This is a genomic window from Burkholderia sp. BCC1998, assembly GCF_905339875.1.
GTDB lineage: Bacteria > Pseudomonadota > Gammaproteobacteria > Burkholderiales > Burkholderiaceae > Burkholderia.
On sequence record NZ_CAJPHE010000002.1, the window covers coordinates 532179 to 551954 of the forward strand.

15 protein-coding genes and 1 pseudogene are annotated in these 19776 nt (G+C 66.0%); 10 read left to right on the top strand and 6 right to left on the bottom strand.

The features are described 5' to 3' along the window. Positions 1 to 12 precede the first annotated feature (12 nt). Positions 13 to 1092, top strand: a complete 1080-nt coding sequence (locus U5A56_RS05695; RefSeq protein WP_321921288.1) for a glycosyltransferase family 1 protein — start codon at positions 13 to 15, stop codon at positions 1090 to 1092. Between the two features lie 59 nt (positions 1093 to 1151). Here the strand turns inward: U5A56_RS05695 and U5A56_RS05700 are convergent, their stop codons facing one another. From U5A56_RS05700 to U5A56_RS05715, 4 genes and pseudogenes are all read right to left on the bottom strand, one after another. Beyond that, positions 1152 to 2321, bottom strand: a complete 1170-nt coding sequence (locus U5A56_RS05700; RefSeq protein WP_321921290.1) for an acyltransferase — start codon at positions 2319 to 2321, stop codon at positions 1152 to 1154. Between the two features lie 87 nt (positions 2322 to 2408). Next, a pseudogene (locus U5A56_RS05705) lies at positions 2409 to 3810 on the bottom strand (oligosaccharide repeat unit polymerase). Next, positions 3807 to 6080: a polysaccharide biosynthesis tyrosine autokinase gene (locus tag U5A56_RS05710; protein ID WP_321921292.1), complete on the bottom strand. Its 2274-nt coding sequence runs from the start codon at positions 6078 to 6080 to the stop codon at positions 3807 to 3809. The pseudogene U5A56_RS05705 and the gene U5A56_RS05710 overlap by 4 nt, the downstream one beginning before the upstream one ends. 58 nt (positions 6081 to 6138) lie before the next feature. After that, positions 6139 to 7365: a polysaccharide biosynthesis/export family protein gene (locus U5A56_RS05715; RefSeq protein WP_321921294.1), complete on the bottom strand. Its 1227-nt coding sequence runs from the start codon at positions 7363 to 7365 to the stop codon at positions 6139 to 6141. Here U5A56_RS05715 and U5A56_RS05720 point away from each other — a divergent pair. Next, a complete protein-coding gene (locus U5A56_RS05720; protein ID WP_321921296.1) occupies positions 7355 to 7912 on the top strand; it encodes a hypothetical protein in 558 nt (185 codons plus the stop codon). The two genes, U5A56_RS05715 and U5A56_RS05720, sit on opposite strands and share 11 nt — an antisense overlap. Positions 7913 to 8073: 161 nt before the next feature. Here the strand turns inward: U5A56_RS05720 and U5A56_RS05725 are convergent, their stop codons facing one another. Continuing rightward, positions 8074 to 9930, bottom strand: a complete 1857-nt coding sequence (locus U5A56_RS05725) for an alpha/beta hydrolase (RefSeq protein WP_321921298.1) — start codon at positions 9928 to 9930, stop codon at positions 8074 to 8076. A 580-nt stretch (positions 9931 to 10510) separates the two neighbouring features. On the opposite strand from U5A56_RS05725, the gene U5A56_RS05730 reads away from it, so the two are divergent. The 8 genes from U5A56_RS05730 (at position 10511) to U5A56_RS05765 (ending at position 18642) form a co-directional block, all read left to right on the top strand. Then, a complete protein-coding gene (locus U5A56_RS05730) occupies positions 10511 to 11770 on the top strand; it encodes an oligosaccharide flippase family protein (protein ID WP_124484981.1) in 1260 nt (419 codons plus the stop codon). Positions 11771 to 12274: 504 nt separating this feature from the next. Continuing rightward, entirely contained in the window at positions 12275 to 14476 is a 2202-nt protein-coding gene (locus tag U5A56_RS05735) for a glycoside hydrolase family 3 C-terminal domain-containing protein (RefSeq protein ID WP_321921301.1), read from the top strand. Between the two features lie 399 nt (positions 14477 to 14875). Next, positions 14876 to 14947: a pyrroloquinoline quinone precursor peptide PqqA gene (gene pqqA, locus U5A56_RS05740; protein WP_124485082.1), complete on the top strand. Its 72-nt coding sequence runs from the start codon at positions 14876 to 14878 to the stop codon at positions 14945 to 14947. Between the two features lie 84 nt (positions 14948 to 15031). Further along, a complete protein-coding gene (pqqB, locus tag U5A56_RS05745; RefSeq protein WP_321921303.1) occupies positions 15032 to 15943 on the top strand; it encodes a pyrroloquinoline quinone biosynthesis protein PqqB in 912 nt (303 codons plus the stop codon). 103 nt (positions 15944 to 16046) lie between these two features. After that, complete coding sequence (gene pqqC, locus U5A56_RS05750) at positions 16047 to 16799, top strand: pyrroloquinoline-quinone synthase PqqC (protein ID WP_044843142.1); 753 nt, start codon at positions 16047 to 16049, stop codon at positions 16797 to 16799. After that, a complete protein-coding gene (gene pqqD / locus U5A56_RS05755) occupies positions 16796 to 17071 on the top strand; it encodes a pyrroloquinoline quinone biosynthesis peptide chaperone PqqD (protein WP_044842933.1) in 276 nt (91 codons plus the stop codon). Before pqqC ends, pqqD begins: the two co-directional genes overlap by 4 nt. Beyond that, entirely contained in the window at positions 17043 to 18215 is a 1173-nt protein-coding gene (pqqE, locus tag U5A56_RS05760) for a pyrroloquinoline quinone biosynthesis protein PqqE (RefSeq protein WP_415749095.1), read from the top strand. The genes pqqD and pqqE overlap by 29 nt, the downstream gene beginning before the upstream one ends. A gap of 133 nt (positions 18216 to 18348) precedes the next feature. Then, positions 18349 to 18642, top strand: coding sequence for a putative quinol monooxygenase (locus U5A56_RS05765; protein ID WP_124484984.1), 294 nt, complete (start codon positions 18349 to 18351; stop codon positions 18640 to 18642). A gap of 156 nt (positions 18643 to 18798) precedes the next feature. Here the strand turns inward: U5A56_RS05765 and U5A56_RS05770 are convergent, their stop codons facing one another. Continuing rightward, on the bottom strand, positions 18799 to 19719 hold the full coding sequence (locus U5A56_RS05770; protein ID WP_044842930.1) for a LysR family transcriptional regulator: 921 nt from the start codon (positions 19717 to 19719) through the stop codon (positions 18799 to 18801). Positions 19720 to 19776: the final 57 nt, after the last annotated feature.

The window sequence follows — 19776 nt, forward strand, 5'->3', positions numbered from 1 at the left end:
CTCCTTATTGACATGATCGCTTTCAAGAAACCGAAGAAACTCGTATACAACGGCCGCTTCACCACGCAGAAGACAACCGGCGTGCAGCGCGTCGCGCGCGAGCTGATCGCCGCATTGATCAAGTTTCAACCGCAGGATCCGGTGACCGTGCTGGTGCCTCCGCAGCCCGGCGTCGAGGTAAGCGGTGCGAGGACGGTCAAGGTCGGTTTTTACAAGGGCGTGGTCTGGGAGCAGCTGGTCCTCCCGTTATTCTCACGCCGCGGCCGCATCGTGAATCTCAGCAATTCGGCATCCATTTTCATCGGCAACCAGATCATCTACATGCACGATGCGGCGGTGTTCGACACGCCCGCGCATTTCTCCCGGCCATTTCGCGTGTGGTACCGGATCATGTTCTGGATCCTGGCGCGAACCTCCGTTTGCGTGCTGACCAACTCCTATTTCTCGCGGGATCGCCTCGCGCATCACTGCGGCGTCTCCGCGGAGAAAATCAGCGTCGTGCCGCTCGGTGCGGATCATCTCGATGCCCTGGAAGCGGACACGAGCGTGCTCGACAAGCATGCGCTGACGCCCGGCCGCTTCGTGCTCGCGGTCAGCAGCATGAATCCGACCAAGAACTTCGGGCGGCTGATCGCGGCATTCCGGCAGATCGACGATCCGTCGGTCGATCTCGTCATCGTCGGCATGCAGAACGCCACCGTGTTCGGCAAGCAGGATCATCTCTCGGCATCCGAGCCGAACATCAAGTACGTGGGCTACATCAGCGACGAGCAATTGAAGGCGCTGTATCAGAACGCAGCGTGCTTCCTTTATCCGTCGATCTACGAAGGGTTCGGCATACCGCCTCTCGAGGCGATGCGCTACGGCTGTCCGGCGGTTGTCGGCAAATCGGCCGCACTGCCGGAAGTCTGTGCCGATGCGGCGCTGTACTGCGATCCGTATTCGCAGGACGACATCGCGCAGAAATTGCGGAGCCTGCTCGATTCCGCCGAGCTCAGGGCCGAGCTCAAACGCAAGGGAAGCCTGCACGCGGAGAAATATCGCTGGAGCCGAAGCGCCGAGATGATGACGGAGATCTTCGAGGGGCTGTAAAAGCGACTCCCGCGCTCCGGCGCCGCAACGACGCCGGTGTGCTCCGCGAACTGCTCCGGTTACCCGACGTTGACCGGGTTGCCGGTCGCGGCCCGATGATTTCCGAACATGCGCTTGCCCAGATACGACCTGATCGGTTCTTCAACAAATTTCGCCAGGATGGCGGCGGACACGATCGAAAGAAACGCGGCGATCATCGCGGTTCGGACAACGTGGATGTCGGCCTGTGGCGCATACGCGAACACCAGCCTTCCGATCGGATAGTGCACGCAATAAAGCGGATACGAGATCCAGCCGAGGAACGCGCTGAGCCTTGCAATCGTCTTGCCACTGGGCGCGAGCATGGCCCCCCGGTAAACCAGCGCAGGTGCGACGAACAGCAGGATAGCCACTGAATACATCCCCTTGATCGACGACGGAAACGCGACGACCATCAGGAAAACGACAAACAGCATGTAGTCGTTCTTCACGAGCCCGGCGACGAACCAATGCGGCCTGGCCGAGACACTAGCGTCATGCATCTTCCCGATCGCCACTCCCAGCAGGAACCCGTAGCCGACCCTGAAGAATCCGCCGATGAAATTATCGGCCGACCAACCCTGATTCAGGATCACCGTCAACTTGTCGTTGTCGAGGCCCACGAGCCATCCATACACGACGAAGGCACCGAGGCTCGCATATGCCAGTCGCAGCAGACTCTGCGTCGCCATCTTGATCGCCGCGATCAGGACCACACTCGCGAACAGCTCGAAGAAGAGCGACCATGCGGGAGGGTTCAGAGGAAACACGCCCGGGTCGTCGACTGCCGGCAAGCCGTGATTCGCTGCGCCGACAAAGCCTGCCACTGAAAAACGACCGAGATACGGAACTAGAAAGTAGTTCTGGCCGGTGGCTGCTGCCAGGTTACCCAGCGAAAAGGCCGCCGACGAGTGCATACGCATGACGACGAGGCTCGCGAACCCGATCGTGAACCCGATGCATATCATCGGATACAGGCGCATCACGCGTCGCTTCAAATACTCGCCCCACCACGACTCCTGACGCAGTCTTTCGCCATAAGAGTAGGTCAGGATGAATCCACTCAGCATGAAAAAAACGTCTACCGAAAGATATGCACTCTGCAATATCGGAATCGGCAGGTCCTGAAGGAAATGCATGAACATCACGCTGATGGCTGCAATGCCGCGCAACCCGTCCAGAATTTCGAACTTCTGCTTGTGAGTAGCCATGAAAGGTAGTGGCTCCGGGAATATTGATTTTTGGGACCCGGCAATCTACAAAGTGGTCGCATGCCCCGTACCGCACGACCCTTGCTGTTATCGCGACAAGACCGGATCGACGTCCGTGGCCCGATGCTCAGGCGACGGCACGCCCGCCTCCATCTCCACCGGATCCGCCGCCGGCGGCATCGGGCGCAGCACATGCCCGAGCTTTTGAGAACCAGTGGAACACGGCGATCAGCAGTACGACCGGCACGAAATTCCGCCCGCTGAACAGATTCGGGGTCCGCATGATTTCCATTACCGACACGAACAACACCGCGTGTGCGCAGCACCAGAACCCGTTCCCGCTCCGCCAGCCCGCATAACTGCGACCGACCACCCAGCCGAGCACGAGTGCGTCGAACAGGCCGAACCAGCCCCACTCGTAGAAGTGGACGAAAATCCCCGACGGGTTATTGAACTCCGGATCGGCGTAGCCGTTCAGGAACAGGTTGATGCTGCCGCCCGAGTCGAGCCACGGCTGCAACGTCGCTCCGATGATCGGGAAGCGCAGCAGCCAGTCGAACGTGAACATCGGGTGGCCCTGGTCCCAGCCCAGCACACTCAGTATTCCCGCGCCGTTGTTCAACGACGTCGAGTAGTACAGACCCAGGCGTTCGAGCGCGAAATCGAACAGGTTGTCGTAGATGTTGACGTAGTAGGCTTCCCACGACCGGTTGTACTCGTTGGCGATGAACAGCCCGAACAACAGCGGGATCGCCGCATACGGACCGAGCGTCAACAACCTCGAATACCTGCCGCCGAGCCGGAATCGAACGACCATGAGCGCAAGCGGCATCATCATTTCAATCAGCGCAAGCCGCTCGGCGAAGATGAAGCTGCGCAGCAGCGTCAGCGCCGCGAGCACGGCAAAGTAGATCTTGTAGCGATTCAGTCCCTTTACCGGTGTCCTGAACACATAGAAATACAGTACGACGTACGGTGCGGTCGCCTGCGTGAACGTGCTGAGGCCCGTAATGCGCCCTTTCAGATCGAGCATGTCGTACGCATTCGCTTCGCCCCGGACGAACGCGACCAGCAGTGCCGGATGCGTGACGATGCCGCTCAACAACAGGGCATAGCCGAACAGAGCGAGCGCGAACACGAAATCGAGCACGCGAGGCGACAGTTCGACTGTGGCGGGCGGCGGACCCCGCCGCGTCTGCACTTCGGTCGTCGCGAGCCATGCCGTGGCCATCACCACCACCAGGAACAGCGCGCCGACGAACGCGTAGTAGCCGTCGAAGTAGATCCGCGCAATCGACTTCTGGTCGCCCAGCAGGCTGAGCGACAGCAATCCATACAGCGGCAGGATGAACATCAGCACGAGGCGTGCCGGGTCCTCCCACCAATATCCCGTATACCCGCCCGCGGGACCGCGCACGCGCGCCATCCGGCGCATCGTCGCCGGGCCCTGTCGCGGCCCGGCCCCTGCTCCGCCCGCTCGCCAGTTCATGACGCCCGTTCCACCCGTTGCCGCGGCGCCATCGCCTCTGTATATCCGGACGCGGCCTGATGCGTGTTCATATCCGCATAGCCGTAGTCGTACCGTCCCGGCGCGCCCTTGTAATCGTTCAGGACCACGCCGCGCACGTCGATATGCGCGTGTTCGAGCCGTCGTGCGCTTTCGTCGAGTTCCGCCAGTGTCGTCACGCCGCTGCGCGCGACGAGGAACACGGTTCCCGCGAGGCGGCCGAGCACCAGCGCATCGGCCACCGGCAGCAACGGCGGGCCGTCGATCACGACCATGTCGTAGCGCGATGCGACCTGCTCGATCAGTTCGGCGAGCGCGGGCTGCAGCAGCAGCTCGCCCGGATCGGGCACGACGCTGCCCATCGCGATGAAATCGAGGCCCGGCACGATGCCGCGCTTGATCGCCTCGTCGAGCCGGTGGGTGCCAGCCACTACGTCCGACAGGCCCGGTGCGCGGCTGTAGCGGAATCGTTCGTGCAGCGACCCCTTGCGCAGGTCCGCATCGATCAGCAGGACTCGCCGCTTCGCCGCGCCGACGAGCGACGCGATATTCGCGGCGACGAACGACTTGCCGACACCCGTCGTCGGCCCGGAAATCAACACGACGGGATTCGACGCGTGCGGCATCGACAGTTGCAGTGCCGCACGGAAATTGCGCAGGCTTTCGAGCGCCGCGTCCTGCACGGCGACGGGCGGCACCGGCGCGCGCGCGCCGCGCCGTCCGGCTTTCGGGCCCAGCTCCGCTTGCGCCACGCCCGGGCTGTGCGGCACGGTCGCGAACACCGGCAGTCCCGTCGTCCATTCGATTTCCTCGGCATCGCCGATCGTGCCGACGATGCGCTGCCGGACGATCACGATTGCCGCGCCTGCCAGCAGGCCCACCATCAGCAGGGCGATCACGGCGACCCCGCGATGCGGGCCGATCGGCTGCTCGGCGACCTTCGCCGTATCGACGATCCGCACGGTGCCGGTCTTGCTGGCCCGCGCGAGGATCATCTGCTGGCGCGTGTTGAGCAGGTTCGTGTACAGCGCCGTGTCGACGGCCACGTCGCGCTGCAACTGCAGCACGCCCTGTTCGACGGTCGGCAGTTGCTGGATCTGCTTGCGTGTCGTGTCGAGCGAACGCTGCGCGTCGGAGAGCTGAGCATCGACGGCCACCACGGCCGGATGCTTCGGCATGAAGCGCGTCAGCAATTCCTCGCGCCGCTGCTGCAGCGTCTGCACGCGCGTCTCGATGTCGACCGACTGCTGGCGCAACGCCAGCGCCTCGTCGCTCGTATTGACCGTCCCGTGCGAGGCCCGGAACGCGTTGAAGCGGCTTTCCGCCTTTTCGAGCTGCGCCTTGAGCTGCGGCAACTGGGCGTCCATGAAGCGGATCAGCTTGTCGGCCGCCTCGGACTTGCGCTGCGTGTTCTGCGCCAGGTATGCGTCGCCGATCGCGTTCAGCACACGGCTGTCGTGCACGGGATCGGTGCCGTCAAGCGTCACGCCGACCATGTTCGACTGCTTGCCGCGCTCCGAGATCAGCGCGTTCTTCTGCAGCCAGGCCGTCGCCTCCTCGTCGCTGTAGCGCGTCAGGTCGAAGCGTGCGCCGGCCTTGCCGGCCACGCCGCGCACGAATATGTCGAGCGGCCCCTGCGGCGTCTCGACATGTAGCGGCTGCCCGATGCGGCCCTGCCATGCCGGCCCCTTGCGGCCGAACCAGCCCGTACGCTGCAGCGTGTAGGCGCCATCGTCGCCGACGGTCAGCGCGAACCGCTTGCCGAGCAGGCGCTTCGGCACGTCGAAGGTCGGCACGTCGATGCGCTCGGTGCCGTACACATAGCCGCCCGGCAACGGCGACGACAGCCCGTCGGCCGCGTTCACGAACCGCCAGCCGATCAGCGGCAGGTAATGCGGCCTGGCGTCGACGGCCAGATTGGTGCTGTCGATCGCGCGATCGAGCACCGCGCGGGATTTCAACACTTCGATCTCGGTCGACGCATCCGTCTTCAGGTCGAATACCGACGACGGATCACCGGTCGGCGACGTCGATTTCGAGTCGGTCGGGCTTTGCTCGACCTGGAACAGGATGTCGGTCCGGTAGACGGGGGCCGCACACAGCGCATACACGGCGCCAACGAGCGCGCCCGCGAGCGCCGTGCCAAGGATCAGGCGCCGGCCGCCGTACAGCATGCCCCAGTAGCGGCGCACCGGATAGGACGGCCGCAGGGCGGGCCCGCTGTGCGGGTCGGGCAGGGTCGAGGAAGTCATACGGCATCAGTCCCGTAGGCGCGACGCGCGGTCGCGATGACGAAATGGGTCATGAGGGTCACGGCGAAATCGCCTTGGCCGTCAGCGCACCCTGCGCGGACGACGGAATCAGCAGGTTGACGACGCGGCTCCAGCGCACCAGCGACGACGCATCGACGAACACGACGTCGCGACGCTCGAGCGGAAACTGGTCGGCCAGCGCGAACGACGCGGGCGAACTGCCGTCGAGGTGGTACACCCGCGGGCGGTTGTCCGGGCCACGACGCACGACGAACACCTGGCGCGCGTCCGACGTGTACTGGCTCGCGCCGCCCGTGTCGCCGAGTGCTTCGCCGAGGCTCATCCGGCCGTCGGTCAGCGTCAGCGTCGCGGGCCGCGACACCTCGCCGAGCACGAACACCTTCGCGTCGCTCGCCGCGCGCACGCGCACGAGATCGCCGTCGCGCAGCAGGATGTTCGACGGGTTCACGCCCGCGGCGATCAGCGCCGGCAGGCTCACGTTCACGGTCTTGTCGCCGCGCGTCACCGAGACCTGCGAGCGATCGGCCGTCGGGGTAAAGCCGCCCGCGCGGTCGATCGCCTCGGGCAGCGTCATCGGCATGTCGTTGACGATCTGCAGACCCGGCGTGCGCACCTCGCCATCGAGATAGACACGCTTGCTGCGATAGGTCTGCACGCGCAGCGCGATCTGCGGCTTGCGCACGTATTCGCCGAGCCGCTTCGTCAGCAGCGCGCGCGCCTGCGCCTCGGTCAGCCCCGCCACGTGCACGAGGCCGGCATACGCGAACTGCACGTTGCCGTTTGCGTCGACCGTGTAGCCGGTCGCGACCGAACTGGCACCGACACCGTCGCCGCCCGCCGTCGTCTGCGTCGTCGGCAGGTTCAGTTCGGGGTGGTCCCATACGACGATGCCGAGCACGTCGCCGGGGCCGATCGTGTACGGCTTCGGCTTGCCGAACAGCTGGCGGATTTCCGCATCGACATCGGGCGGCCGGCTCGCATGCTGCTGCGCGACGAACGCCGGCGTGATTTCGATCAGCTCCTCGCTCGACACGTTCTGTACACCGTCGAGGCCGCCCGCGCCCGATGCATCGGCGCTCACGCGCGCATTCGCGTCACGGTCGGCAGGCGCCCGGTACGTCATGCCCGGCGACAACGCACATGCGCTCAATGCGCACGCGGCCGCCACGATCGCCATGCGCGACAGCCACGGTGCGCGACGGGTGCCGGCCGTGCGTGGCTGCAGCGCTCCGTGCGTCGATTCGGATTGCGTGGTGATTGACATCGTGCCCTTCCAAAACTGTGCGGTAACCCGCCGAACGCGGCGAATTCCGGCATTACGCTTGCCGGCGCGGCTCGCATCACGGTGCCGCGCCTCCCTCTACACCGCACGTCAAACCGTACGATTCGTCATGAACTGCTCTTCGTCGCTTTCGTTACTCGTCTGCATCGCCTCGGCCGGCATCGTCTGCGCCGTCCATGCGCAGACGTTGCCCGCCGTCCAGGCCGACGCGCCGACGTTCGCATCGGCGGCGGCGCTCCCGCCCGTACCGTTGCAGCGGTCGGCGCAAGTCGCCGCGACAAGCGACGCCGTCGAACCCGCTGCAGCCGCCTCCGGAGTCGCGATGTCAGCTTCCGCGCGTCCCGTCGCCAGCACCGCCGTCCAGCCCGAAACGCGCGCCCGCGGCGCGCTGCGCCGGCCGCTCGTGCCGGGGCGGCCGCATCGCCCGCAAGCGGCCAGTGCACCCGCCGACGACGTATGGCGCAGCGACAGGTTGTATGCGTCGCCCTACGCGAAGTCGCCCTATGAGCAACCGGACGATCCGGACTGAAGCATCCCGGCCGGTCATGCCACGGCATGACCGGCGATGCACCGATACGGAATTGGACACCACGGCGAACGGCACGTCTGTGAGGGACCCCACCGAACGCCGATCTTCATGCGTAGAGGGGATCGCACCCCGATGCGCCGCCGCGTGCGACGCGGCGCGCATCACGACCGGCCGACGGACACGCTCGTGTACGATCGCGCGGCCGCTTCGGGTGCGGCCGGATCGGCGACGCGCGCGACCGGCCGGATCGAGTCGCGACCGAGCGCCTGCATGCACCGGTCGATCACGATGTCCGTGCCCACCGCGCCGTACACCGCATGGTCGACCTGCGGCTCGAGGTACAGACGCACGTGACGCGAGCACCGGAACGCGCGCTCGATCGCACCGAAGTGACGCCGGACATCGTCGATGCCGGGATCGAGCGCGCCGTACACCAGCGTCGTCCATACGTTGCGCTGCGCAAGCTCGTGCATCACGCCGCGCGGCGTGCCGATGCCGGCCTTCCAGCCGGCGCGTGCTGCAAGCGCCTTCGCCGGCACGCTGACCCGCGCGATCGCATTCGCGGCCACCGCCCGCACGATCGGCCGCAGGTCGCGCCGATCCCGCACGAGGCGCTTCCATTTCTGCCAGTCGCGCACCGACAGCCAGTAACCGCGCACCGAGTTGTTCCGCTGCTTCTGCACTGCCTCGAGCGAGAGTCCGGCCGGCCACACGAAGCGGGCGAGATTGATCGCGATCACGCCGCCGAGCGACGGCGTCTTCACGGCCGCATGCAACGCCGCATAGGCGCCGGAACAAATGCCCGCCGCGGCCACCTCCGGGTGACCGAGCGCGCGCAGCCAGTCCGCGGCAGCGGCCACGTCGTCGCTCGACCGCGCCGAATACACGACGCCCGACTGGTCGTCCAGCGCGGCGGGCCCGCTATCGCCGACGCCATGCACGTCGATCCGCAGTGTCGTCACGCCGGTGCGTGCCAGTGCGCGCGCGAGGCGCACGCTGAAGCGCCCTTCGCCGCTGCGCGGGTTCGTCGACGTGTTCGCGATCACGAGCGCCGGGCCGACCGGATTCGCCGGCCGCGTGTCGGCGGGACGGCACAGCACGCCGACGAGCCGGTCCGGACCGACCGCGACGACCTGCTCGGTCATGTCGTGCAGGTCCAGCGCGACGGCCGACTCGCCATTCCACGCCGAATCCGTTTGCATCGGGGTTTCGGCGCCAGCCGACATACGCGGCGCGCGTTCGGCGATCCAGTTCGCGAGCGTGTCGATCGCCGCGAGCGGCAAGCGCGAGCGCGTGCCGTCCAGCATCGTCGTCGGCCATTCGCGGAATGCATCGCTCGCCACGTCCACACCGCGCTCGAACAGCGCTTCGCGCAATGCCGGCCCGTCGCCCTGATCGGGCTGGATCAGCAGCATCGCGCCAGGCAACGTCGGCGCATCGCGCACGACGTCGCACAGATCGACCGCCTTCAACGCATCGACGAAGTCGTCGGGAAACCGGTGTCCGAGCACGTTCATGCACGGTTCGTCGCGATGCGCGGCGCGGATCGCGGGCGACGTGATATCGAGCCACTGGCGATGCACGAACGACAGCTCGCGCAGGTAGGCGCGACCGCGCACGACCGGCGCCAGCGCCACCAGTGCGTCGACGCGCGGCGCCGGGCGCGGGCCCACGCCCGCGGCGGCCAGCATCGCGAACAACGCGCCCGCGCGGATCCCGACGAGCGTCAGCGTGGTTACGCCAACCTGATCGCGCAACAGGTCGATCGCGTCATGAATGCTGGCGATGCTCGCGACATACCGACCGGCGTCGCGATCGTCGCCCGCCGAGTCGCCGGTGCACGGGTAGTTGAATCGCAATACCGTGACACCCTCGCGGGCCAGCCGCTCCGCGATCGCCCGCATGAGCTTGTGCGTCCACGATGCCTCGTGACCCAGCGATTCGCACAGGATCACGCCTTGTGTCGTATGTCCTTCGTGCAGCCACCCCACGCAGCTGCCGAACGTTATCGGCTTCAATCGGTACTCCTCGGCTCGGTATTTGTTATCGGATGCGGACACGCGTCCGGCGGCTCCACCGGAATCGGCCACTCCACGGTCATGTGACTGCTCCACGACGCACGGCCTTCACGCAACGGACCTCCGCCGCGCCCCTGCGCAACCCGTCCGCCCTTCGCGATGCGTTGTCCTGCCCCCGCTGCCTGGCGGCGGCAGGTCGCCGGCCCGAGTCATCGTCAAGCCATTTCCTCCGCACACCCAAACAGTCGTTCGATTAGAGCACTCGGTCCGAGCGCCCTTCGGTGCGCCAGCTTACAAATGCATTCATTACCGTGGCGATACAACGAGGCGCCCGCTGTTCCGATTCGCGCCGCGCGTGTGCGCCGAATCCGCGAAAGGTAGGCTCGCGAACACAGTCGTCCCGCTCGCCCCGTATCATGACCGCCATGCGATGTGGCCGTGTCCGGCATCGCCGGACGAAACCGGCGCGTGCCGGAACGGGCCGCGAACCCACGCAGCCGGGTCAGCGCCGACCGGCCGCGCGAGCGCACGGCGGCCCGCACCTCGCCGCCCTGCGACACCCACGGCGCCGACCAAGCGAATGTCAAACCTCAAGAAGAATTTCCTGCTGCTGCTGACGCTGCAGATTTCGATGTATGCGGTGCCGCTGCTGATCGCACCGTTGCTCACGCACGCGCTGGGCCCGGAAGGCTACGGGCAGCTCGCGTTCTCGCTCGCGGTCATCGCGTACCTCACCAACTGCACGAGCTACAGCTTCGACCTGACTGCCACGCCGCGCATCGCGCTCGCGCGCGACGACCGCGCCGAACGCTCCCGCATCTTCTGGGCGACGCTGTATGCGCAGATCGGCATCGCGGTGATCTGTTTCATCGTGCTGGTCGGGCTGATCGTGCTGGTCGGCCGCTTCGGCGAAGACCGCGACCTGCTGCTGATCGGCTTCGGGATGGTGGCCGGCGTGGCGTTCACGCCGGGCTGGTATTTCCAGGGCATGGAGAAGTTGCGCGCGCTGAGCGTGATCCTGTTCGTTGGCCGCATCCTGAGCCTGCCCGCGATGTTCGCGCTCGTGCACAGCCCCGCGGACATCGACCGCGCGATGATCGTCAACGCGGCCGTCCCGACGCTGTCAGCGCTCGTACTGGCCGTCTATCTGTATGCCCAGCGCGAAATCGACTTCGTTCGCGTAGGTTTCGCCGACATCGCCGAATCGCTGAAAGGCGGCTGGCAGGTGTTCCTCGCATCGACGTCGATCGCGTTCTATGCGTCGACCAACACCGTGCTGCTCGGCTTCGTGTCGGGCAACGTCGCGGCCGGCTACTTCGCCGCCGGCGACAAGCTGATCCGCGCGGCGCTCAGCATGCTCCAGCCGCTGAAGGCCGCCACCTATCCTCGCATCAGCTATCTGATGCGGCATGCGCGAAACGACGCGTTCTCGTTCCTGCGCAAGCTGTTCGTGGTGCAGGTCGCGATGGTGCTCGGCATCTCGCTCGCGATCTTCTTCGGCGCGCCGCTCGCCGTGCGCATCCTGTACGGCCCTTCGTACGAACCGACGGTCCAGGTGCTGCGCTGGATGGCCTTCATTCCATTCATGGCCGGGATGACCGACCTCTTCGGTGTGCAGACGATGCTGCCGCTCGGAATGAAGTCCGAATTCACGCGTGTCCTGATGTCATCGGGCATTCTGAATATCGTGCTCGTGCCGGTGCTCGCGAAGTACTTCGCCGAACTGGGCGCCGCCGCCGCCGTGCTGACGGCCGAGGCTGCGGTCGCAGCGGCGCTCGCGACCGTCGTCTATCGTGCCGGGATTCCGCTGCCGGGCAGTCCTGTCGCTCGGCGCGGTTAGCTGGCGCAGCGTCCGTGCTGCCGGTTTTCCCCGAGGCGACCGGAATTCGACGGGGTTCCATTCGATGCACACGCAACGACTCCCCCACACGCCCCGTCGCCAGCACCGATCCGCCTCCCCTCGAAACGACCGCCCGCGGGTACTTCTTACCCTGCTGCACACGCACAATCAGGAACGCTTACCGCCTTTTCCCCGCACCGCACAGCCGCATCGGAAAAAGATCATACGTATCAGTAGAAACACCGATGCTGTAGTCAAACTACATTCGTACGATTGGCCACTGCAGAGAATCGCTACATCCGATTCAGCAGTGTCGGACGGTCCGCGTCGCCGTCCGCGTTGTTCGATCGGGCCCAACCGGCCGTAACGATTCCCCGCCTGGCCTGGCATGCCGACGCGCAACCACCCTGCATCGCCACCCGAATGCGTCCGGTGCGAATCCACCGGACGTGCGCAGCTCCAGACATCATCCGAACAACCGGCAATACGATCATGGAGAGCAACATGCGGGACAAACACTGGCCGGCCGTCGTGCTGGCAGCGACCCTCTGCACCACCGCCTACGCAGGCAACGCCGATTTCAATTCGCAGGGCGACGCCGCCGACGCATTCGCGTCGTCCGCCGCGCAGCGGCGCGCCGACCTCCTCGTGCGCAAGATGACGCTCGACGAGAAACTGCAGTTCATCCATTCGCAATACGAAATGTCGAAGGTGCCGAACGGCGGTGCCGGCTACATCCAGGGCGTGCCGCGGCTCGGCATTCCCGATCTCAACATGGTCGACTCCGCGACCGGCTCCGGCAGCACGTCGCTCGCGAGCACGACCTTCCCCGCCACGATCGCCGTCGCCGCGAGCTGGGATCGCCGCCTGTCGTACGACTACGGCAAGCAGGTCGCGATCCAGTTGCGCGCGCAAGGGTTCGGCATGGGTCTCGGCGGCGGCACCAACCTCGCGCGCGAGCCGCGCGGCGGCCGGCTGTTCGAGTATCTCGGCGAGGATCCGCTGCTCGCAGGCGACCTGCTCGCGGAGCGCACGCTCGCCACGCAGCGGCAGAAGGTCATCGCGACCATCAAGCACTATGCCGGCAACGAACAGGAGCATGGCCGGATGGGCGGCAACACGCAGATCGACGAACGCACGCTGCGCGAGCTCTACCTGCTGCCGTTCGAGATCGCCGCGAAGCGCGGGCAGCCAGGCAGCGTGATGTGCAGCTACAACCGCCTGAACGGCGCGTACGCGTGCGAGAACACGCATCTGCTGAACGACGTGCTGAAGAACGAATGGGGCTTCCAGGGCCAGGTGCAATCCGACTGGGGTGCCACGCACAGCACGGCCGCCGCGATCAACGCCGGGCTCGACGAGGAAGAAGACGTCGGCCCGTCGGTCTACCTGACGCCGGCGGCCGTCAAGCAGGCGATCGCGAACGGCTCGGTATCGACCGCGCGCCTCGACGACATGGTGCGCCGCAAGCTCGCGGTGATGATCCGCGTCGGCGTGATGGACGATCCGGCCAAGGGCGGCGGCACGATCGATTTCGCGGCCGCGAACCGGTTCGCGCAGAGCGTCGCCGAGCAGTCGATCGTACTGCTGAAGAACGACGGCAACCAGTTGCCGTTGGCAGCCGCGGCCTTGTCGCGCATCGCGGTGATCGGCGGCCACGCCGACGCGGCCGTGCTTTCCGGCGGCGGCTCGGGCAACACGCGCGATCCGGTCACCGGTTCGTTCGCGGGCTGCGCCGGCCTGACGTTCGGGGCGTCGACCGGCTGCAGCTGGTGGCGCAATCCGTGGCTCAAGGTCGACGTGCCGATCGTCGCGGCGATCCGCGCGCTCGCGCCGGCGGCACAGGTCACGTTCGCGGGCAACAGCGACCAGCAGTCGCCGTTCCGCGCGTACACGCAGCAGGAAATCGACCAGGCCGCGGCGCTCGCGGGCCGCTCGGACGTCGCGATCGTCGTGGTCGCGCAGCCGGCCGGCGAGGATTTCGGCGATCTGCAAAGCCTGAGCCTCGCGAATCCGTCGAATCAGGATGCGCTCGTCGAAGCGGTCGCGCGGGCGAACCCGCACACGATCGTCGTCGTCCAGAGCGGTAATCCGGTGCTGATGCCGTGGAAGGACAACGTGTCGGCGATCGTCGAGGCGTGGTATCCGGGCGAAGGCGGCGGCAAGGCCATCGCGAACGTGCTGTTCGGCGCGGTCAATCCGTCCGGCAAGCTGCCCGTCACGTTCCCGGCGCGCGACCAGGATTCGCCGACGTGGGGGCAAGGCGGCGCATTCGACAACGACCCCGTCTACGCGGAGAAGCTGAACATGGGCTACCGCTGGTACGACGCGCGCAACATCAAGCCGATGTTCGAATTCGGCCACGGGCTGTCGTACACGCACTTCGCGTATTCCGGGTTGTCGGTGTCGCGGCAACGGGACGGCTCGCTGAGCGTCGCGTTTACCGTGCGCAACGACGGCCGCGTCGCCGGCGCGGAAACGCCGCAGGTCTATCTCGGCGTGCCGTACAAGGACGAGCCGCCGAAGCGGCTGGTCGGCTGGGAAAAGATCCGGCTGAACCCGGGCGAGGCACGGCATGTCCGCGTGATCGTGTCGCCGCGGATGCAGAGCGTGTGGGATACGTCGCGCAACGGCTGGAAGGTCGTCCAGGGCGGGACGGTGTATGTCGGCGCGTCGTCGCGCGATATCCGGCTGCAGGGCAGCTAGGCAGCCGGCCTGACGATGCCGGTGTCGGGTGGAACGCCGCCCGGCACCCACGCACAACGCGTCGATTCGTACGATTAAAGAGGCGCCACCGGCCGGCAAACAATGCGCAATCGCGGTGTTTCGTTCGCATTGTCGACCAGGTGTCGGCAATGCGTGCGCGATGCGCACATGAATGAAAACCGGGAATGCCATCGATGCCCGGATTGACTTGCTCGTGCGACCCGTTCGGGTAGGATGTGAACGTGCGATTTACCGGACTTCGTACCGGCCGCCCACCGCACGAATGTGATAGCGTAGTGAAGCCGCAGCACGGTCTCGTCGCCGATGGTTGGGGTAGAACATGTCGGCAGGTCCGCGGGCGCGCTTCGTCGTCAGTCGTCATTGCAAAGGAGTTCTCCTATGTGGACCAAACCTGCCTACACTGATCTGCGACTCGGTTTCGAAGTCACGATGTACGTGTCGAATCGCTGATTCGGGCACGCCATCCGGTAAGGAAAGCCTCGGCCTGCCGAGGCTTTTTCTTTGCTTCGCCCCCCGGCCCCTCGTCGCACCGTCATGCTCATACACATCCTCGGATCCGCCGCGGGCGGCGGCTTTCCGCAATGGAACTGCAACTGTGCGAACTGCGCGGGTTTTCGCGCGGGCACGATCGACGCGCAGGCCCGCACCCAGTCGTCGATCGCGCTGTCCGACGACGGCGCGAACTGGGTGTTGTGCAACGCGTCCCCCGACATTCGCGCGCAACTGCAAGCCTTCCCGCCGTTGCAGCCGGGCCGTGCGCTGCGCGACACCGGCATCGCCGCCGTCGTGCTGATGGACAGCCAGATCGACCATACCGCCGGCCTGCTCAGCCTGCGCGAAGGCTGTCCGCTGCAGCTGTGGTGTACCGACATGGTCCACCATGACCTCATCAGCGGCTTTCCGCTGTTCAACATGCTCGCGCACTGGAACGGCGGGCTGGTCTGGAACCGCATCGTGCTCGGCGACAGCTTCACCGTGCCGGCCTGCCCGAACCTGCGCTTCACGCCGCTGCCGCTGAGCAGTGCGGCGCCACCCTACTCGCCGCATCGCTTCGATCCGCATCCCGGCGACAACATCGGCCTGCTCGTCGAGGATCGCCGCACCGGCGGCACGCTGTTCCATGCACCCGGGCTCGGCACGGTGGACGACGCGCTGCTGCAACGGATGAACGACGCGGACTGCGTGCTCGTGGACGGCACGCTGTGGGACGACGACGAGATGCTGCGACGCGGCGTCGGTGTACGCACCGGCCGCGAAATGGGTCATCTCGCACTGAACGGTCCGGGCGGCATGCTCGACGTGCTGGCCCGGGTGTCGGGCCCGCGCAAGGTATTGATTCACGTCAACAACACCAATCCGATCCTCGACGAAGGTTCTCCCGAACGCGCGGAATTGCGGCAGCGCGGGATCGAGGTCGCCTTTGACGGGATGGACATCGTGCTATAAAAAACGCATGGTCCCGCTGCCGCGACGCGCATCGTGATGCATACGACGTCGATTGCGGTACGACGCACGCCCTTCCACTGTCCCCAACGTCATGGAACCGTCGATGAGCCAACCCGCTCTCACTCCCGCCCAGTTCGAACAGGCGCTGCGTGCCAAGGGCGCCTTCTATCACATCCACCACCCGTACCACGTCGCGATGTTCGAAGGCCGCGCGACCCGGGAGCAGATCCAGGGCTGGGTCGCGAACCGCTTCTACTATCAGGTCAGCATTCCGCTGAAGGACGCGGCGATACTCGCGAATTGCCCGGACCGCGAGGTTCGCCGCCAGTGGGTCCAGCGCCTGATCGATCATGACGGAACCGCCGGCGACGAAGGCGGTATCGAGGCGTGGCTGAGGCTCGGTGAAGCGGTCGGGCTGGACCGCGCGCAGTTGCGCTCGCAGGAACGCGTGCTGCCCGGCGTGCGTTTCGCCGTGGACGCCTACGTGAATTTCGCGCGCCGCGCGAACTGGCAGGAAGCTGCGAGCAGCTCGCTCACGGAGCTGTTTGCGCCGCAGATTCACCAGTCGCGCCTCGACACCTGGCCGCGCCACTACCCGTGGATCGATCCGGACGGCTACGCGTATTTCCGCACGCGCCTCGGTCAGGCGCGCCGCGACGTCGAGCACGGGCTCGACATCACGCTGCGGCATTACACGACCTACGAGAGCCAGCAGCGGATGCTGGACATCCTGCAGTTCAAGCTCGACGTGCTGTGGACGATGCTCGACGCGATGTCGATGGCCTACGAACTGCATCGGCCGCCTTATCACACCGTCACCGACCAGCCGGTCTGGCACAAGGGAATCGCACCATGAATTTCGACAGGAATCGCGTGCCGCGCTGGCGGCCGGGTTTTCGCTTCCAGTTCGAGCCGGCCCAGCATGCGCACGTGCTGCTGTACCCCGAAGGCATGGTCAGATTCAACGAAAGCGCGAGTGCGATCGGCGGGCTGATCGATGGCACGCGCACCGTCGCGGACATCGTTGCGCATCTCGAACGGCAATTCCCCGACGTGCCCGAACTCGGTACCGACGTCGAGGACTTCATGGAGACCGCCCGTGCCCAACACTGGATCGAACTCGCGTGAACCGGTGACGCCCGACGCCGCGCGGCCGGCAACCGGATTGCCGCTGTGGCTGCTGGCCGAACTGACGTACCGGTGCCCGCTGCAGTGCCCATACTGCTCGAATCCGCTCGATTTCTCGAGCCAGGGCGCGGAGCTCGACACGGCACAATGGTTCAGGGTCATGGCCGAAGCGCGCGAGATGGGCGCCGTGCAGATCGGCTTCTCGGGCGGCGAACCGCTCGTCCGTCCGGATCTTGCCGCACTGATCGGCGAGGCGCGCCGCCTCGGTTACTACACGAACCTGATCACGTCGGGTATCGGCCTGACCGAGCAGAAGATCGAGGCGTTTCGCCGCGCCGGCCTCGATCACATCCAGATCAGCTTCCAGGCGAGCGACGCGACGGTCAACGACATGCTGGCCGGATCGGAAAAGGCATTCGCCCACAAGCTCGCGATGGCCCGCGCGGTCAAGGCGCACGGCTATCCGATGGTGCTGAACTTCGTCACGCACCGGCACAACATCGACGACATCGACCGCATCATCGAGCTGTGCATCGCGCTCGACGCGGACTACGTCGAGCTCGCGACGTGCCAGTATTACGGATGGGCCTACCTGAACCGTCAGGCGCTGCTCCCCACCCGCGCGCAGCTCGAGCGCGCGGAGCGCATCACGAACGCGTATCGGGCGAAGCTCGCCGCTGCGAACAACCCATGCAGGCTGATCTTCGTCACGCCCGACTACTACGAGGAGCGGCCGAAGCCCTGCATGAGCGGCTGGGGCAGCCTGTTCCTGATCGTCACGCCGGACGGCACCGCACTGCCGTGCCACGGCGCGCGGCAACTGCCGATCGCCTTTCCGAACGTGCGCGATCACGACCTGCGACACATCTGGTACGAATCGTTCGGCTTCAACCGCTTCCGCGGCGACGACTGGATGCCCGAACCCTGCAGGTCGTGCGACGAGAAGAAGAAGGACTTCGGCGGGTGCCGATGCCAGGCGTATCTGATGACGGGCGATGCAAGCCTCACCGATCCTGTCTGCGGCAAGTCGCCTCATCACGGCCTGATCGAGAAAGCACGCGAGGCCGCGCTCGCGCCGCTGCAACCCATGACGCAACTCGTGTTTCGCAACGTACGCAATTCGCGTGAATTGACAAAGACCTGAACGGCGCCGCGCGCTCGCCGCCGATCGCCGGTGTTTCCTGATTTGGAACGCAATGTTCGCGCATCGCGCCGGGCCGGCTCACTATAATTCGTTCGATCGGATCCGATCGTCAGACCCATTACCGGAGCAGACCATGAACGACCTTCATATCGTCGCCGTGCTGTACGCCAAGGCGGGGCAGGAGGCGCAATTGCGCGAAGACCTGATCGCCCTTGCCGGTCCGTCGCAGAATGAAGAAGGCAATCTGCGCTACGAGGTGCATGTCGACAGCGAAGATCCGCGCCGGTTCGTTTTTGTCGAACATTGGGCAGATCCCGCCCTGCGCGAAAAGCATCACACGCAAGGCGCACACATCCTGAATTTCCACGCCAACGGCGTGAAGAATGTCGAGCGCTCGGAAGTCTTCAAACTGTCTCGCCTCGCCTGACCCTCCCTTCCCGCGCTGACCACCGTTTCATGCGCGTGCGCGCGACGCCGGACATCTCGCCGCGCGCCGCGTCGTCGCCCCGGATTCAGCGGGGAGCGACGCGGTGTCCGGCAACCCATCGAATCCGTTTTTGCAACGTTCCGCACCGACGACCCGTCACGCGCCGGCTACCGCCCATGGCGCGGCAGCGAGGCGCTCCGCCAGATAGTCCAGGAACGCGGTCACGCGCAACGGCCGCAAGCTGCTCGGCGGCGTCACGAGATTCACGCCCACCGGATCGATCCGCCACTCGGGCAATACGTCCACCAGTTCGCCTCGCATCAACGCGTCCCTGACGACGAACTCGGGTTGCAACGCGACGCCCCGGCCAGCCAGCAGCGCTGGAACGATCACGTCGGCGCTGTTGCTGCGGATGATGCCGCGCACCGTGACCGCGAACGCGTCTCCGCACGCATGACGGAATTGCCATAACTCGGGCGTCGCCAACCCCGTGTAGACGAGACACGCATGCCGGGCCAGGTCGCGAGGATGCGTCGGTCGCCCCCAACGTTTCAGATAGGCCGGCGAAGCCACCAGTGGATGATTCACCGCACAGAGCCGGCGCGCCCGCAGCGACGAGTCGGCGAGTTCCGCGATGAGCACCGCCACGTCGAACCCGCCGCCGACCACATCGACGATGCGGTCGGTGACGCAAAGGTCGATCTCCACCTGCGGATAGCGTTCGAGAAAGGCAGGGATCAGCGGCGCGACGTGGCGGCTCGCGAACGACATCGGCACGGCAACGCGCACCAGACCGCGCAGTTCCGTCGCGTGCGACGACGCCTCGTTCTCCGCCGCCGCGGCTTCGCTGAGAATGCGAATCGCTCGCGATTTGGCGATTTCGCCGGCGGCCGTCAGCGAAACCTGACGCGAGTTTCGATAAAAGAGCGCCGTGCCGAGCCGGCGCTCGAGTCGGGAAATGGCTTTCGACACGGTCGGCTGCGAGAGGTCGAGCGCCTCCGCGGCCCTGACGAAAGAGCCCGTTTCGAGCACGTGCGCGAAAATCGCCCACGCCTCGAGGTCAGGAAGTATCTGCATCAGACAGCAAGCCTCCGGTTGGCCGATCCGGCCCGTTCCTGCCGATACCGGTGCCGC